Origin of the sequence: Intestinibacter sp., from assembly GCF_022780145.1 — a bacterium.
In the GTDB taxonomy this organism is placed as follows: domain Bacteria; phylum Bacillota; class Clostridia; order Peptostreptococcales; family Peptostreptococcaceae; genus Intestinibacter.
In genome coordinates, this window is the sequence record NZ_JALEXO010000250.1 from 1 (window position 1) to 2,543 (window position 2,543).

Here is a 2,543-nt window from a genome sequence, read left to right on the forward strand (position 1 = left end):
TAGAGTCTATGATACGTCTATTTTATATTTATTTTGGTTGGTAAAGGAGTTGATAAATATGATATATTTCCTTCAGGGATTGACTATGGGACTTGCCTATGTAGCTCCTATTGGTCTACAAAACCTCTTTGTTATCAATTCAGCATTGACACATACGCGCCGTCGTGCACTCCTAACAGCACTTATTGTTATATTTTTTGATGTAACATTAGCATTAGCATGTTTTTTTGGAATTGGTACAGTTATGCAACGTTATAAATGGCTGCAAATGATAATCTTACTTATGGGTAGCTTGATTGTCATATACATAGGCATCGGACTTCTTCGCTCAAAGGTCGAAGAAATAGAAAAATCAAAATCAGAAATATCAATTTTCAAAACCATCTCATCTGCTTGTGTAGTGACATGGTTCAACCCTCAAGCAATTATAGATGGTACTTTGATGCTAGGAGCGTTTCATGTAACACTTCCAGCCGTAAGCTCTATCACGTTTATTTCTGGAGTTGCTCTTGCATCATGCTTGTGGTTTACAGGAGTTACATTTGTTATCTCTACTTTTAGTAATAAATTTAATGTAAAAGTACTTCGAACAATCAACATCGTCTGTGGAATCGTGATTATATTTTACGGTTTTAAGCTACTTCTAAATTTTATCAGTATAATATAAAAATAGGAGCCTTAGCTCCTATTTCTAACAACAATTGCATGAATGTTTTACTCTATCCTTAAGCTCTGCTTTTTTGCCGTCGTTCCACTTATCTGTAGTACCAACTAGATAACCTGTGATTCTTCTGATTCTCTCGAATTCAACTGGTGCTAGTGAATAAGTAAGATTAGCAAAGCCTTCATCATCGATAACTATTTCAACCCACTCTATTTGTCTATGTGGGTTATTCTTCTTAATGTGTTCTATATATGCATTTTTTTCTTTTTCGCTTATAACTATTCCCTCTGGTGATTTAACTCTCACTTCAATTTTTTCCATAGTATCCCTCTTTCTCTAAAATATTCTATATTTTAAATTATACCCATTTGAAATGAATTTAAAATGAAAATAGCCAATTTTGTGGATTATTCATTTGATCTTGTAGATCCTCTAAAAACACCTTCACATGATACCCATCTGTAGTCGCATGGTGCAGCGTCATAGATAGAGGCATTATCAATCGTCCATCCTGCTCGTGTATTTTACCAGATTCTATTGAAGGAAAATAATAAGGTTTATTTTCGTAGCTATTTACTGAAAAATGCTTGAAATCTATCCACGGAACACATGACACAGTATAACAATTCGCTGGTGGAAGCTGTTCTGGCTGAGATAAAACTCCATGATTGTTTTTGTATTTATTTTGATTTTCTATATAATTATTGTAAAATTTTTCAAAATCATCGTCATACTCAGTCCACATCAAAGAAATCGTCTTATCATCCTCGTGAAAAACACCGTACATAGGAGTCAATGTATCGTAATATCCAAGCTTGTCATCCTGCATAGCCACCTTAAACTCCACTTGCTTATTCAAACATTTTGTAACTAGGTACAAATATGCTGGGAAAAATTTTAAATTTCTATCTTTCATAGCTTCTTTAACTACTGTAACATCTATGTCAACTGTCAATGAATATCCAGTCGGTGCCATTTTAGAAAAATAATAAAACATACCACCTCTAGGCCATTTTTTCAAATCTATCTCGTTAAATTTAAGATTCATATACATACTCCTTTCATATTATATTCTTTTGCTGACTAAACCATGCTTATTACAAAGTACATATATAATTCCATGGCCACTTCTCTTAAAACGTGCACACGCATCTTGCTCTGGATATAACTTGTTAATCATCAACTTATCCGCAGTTACATAAGCCATAAACGATACAAAATGCGATTTTATCATCGGATGATCCACAGTCACAAAAATATCATCTTCTATATACTCTACTTTTATATCATTTTTATCTATATCTTTATCATTATCCACAGTATTTCCGTTATTTTCCACCACTTTTGAATTACACTCGCTTAATTCTGTAAGCTTTTGTCCACAGCAGCTCAAAGTCACATTGTTTGTACTGGCTATGATATTTCCACATTTTCCACAGAAATAAAACTTAGTCTTTTTCATATTCGCCATATTGTTGTCATTTATGTTGACATCTCCCGATAATATCTCATTTACGTTTAGCCCTAACACACCAGCTAAACTTTCTATACAAGATATATCAGGCATACCAAGACCTAACTCCCATTTTGATATAGTTTTATCGCTGACATTTATCTTAAGTCCCAATTCCCTTTGAGTCATATTCCTCTCTTTTCTCTTGCTAGCTATTAGTCTGCCGATTTTTACATTATCCATACTTATCACCTCATAAATATGATAAGTCATTTTTTTAATACCCACAATCTACGCAAAGTAGAGAAAAAAAAAGAAGATGAATCAAATCTCTTCAACTCATCTTCCCATATTCAAAATTTATATATCCATGATAGGCTTAAATTCTATCTTTAAATCTTAATACCATCCTCTACGTTTCATAGC

The 2,543-nt window shown here is 33.1% G+C and carries 3 protein-coding genes and 1 pseudogene; 1 reads left to right on the forward strand and 3 read right to left on the reverse strand.

What is annotated here, in order from left to right; all coding sequences use genetic code 11:
* Positions 1 to 58 precede the first annotated feature (58 nt).
* A complete protein-coding gene (locus MR593_RS09475) occupies positions 59 to 667 on the forward strand; it encodes a LysE/ArgO family amino acid transporter (protein ID WP_290692234.1) in 609 nt (202 codons plus the stop codon).
* A 24-nt stretch (positions 668 to 691) separates the two neighbouring features.
* On the opposite strand, the pseudogene nrdD reads toward MR593_RS09475, so the two are convergent.
* The 3 genes and pseudogenes from nrdD to MR593_RS09490 form a co-directional block, all read right to left on the reverse strand.
* Positions 692 to 811, reverse strand: a pseudogene (nrdD, locus tag MR593_RS13655) (anaerobic ribonucleoside-triphosphate reductase); the annotation flags it as partial.
* Positions 812 to 1,043: 232 nt separating this feature from the next.
* A complete protein-coding gene (locus MR593_RS09485; RefSeq protein WP_290692238.1) occupies positions 1,044 to 1,712 on the reverse strand; it encodes a chloramphenicol acetyltransferase in 669 nt (222 codons plus the stop codon).
* An 18-nt stretch (positions 1,713 to 1,730) separates the two neighbouring features.
* Entirely contained in the window at positions 1,731 to 2,360 is a 630-nt protein-coding gene (locus MR593_RS09490; RefSeq protein WP_290692240.1) for a helix-turn-helix domain-containing protein, read from the reverse strand.
* Positions 2,361 to 2,543 lie beyond the last annotated feature (183 nt).

What these genes read in the sequence shown, in the direction of transcription:
- MR593_RS09475 (WP_290692234.1), top strand. Translation starts at nt 59, where the DNA reads ATGATATATTTCCTTCAGGGATTGACTATGGGACTTGCCTATGTAGCT.
- MR593_RS09485 (WP_290692238.1), bottom strand. Translation starts at nt 1,712, where the DNA reads ATGAATCTTAAATTTAACGAGATAGATTTGAAAAAATGGCCTAGAGGT.
- MR593_RS09490 (WP_290692240.1), bottom strand. Translation starts at nt 2,360, where the DNA reads ATGGATAATGTAAAAATCGGCAGACTAATAGCTAGCAAGAGAAAAGAG.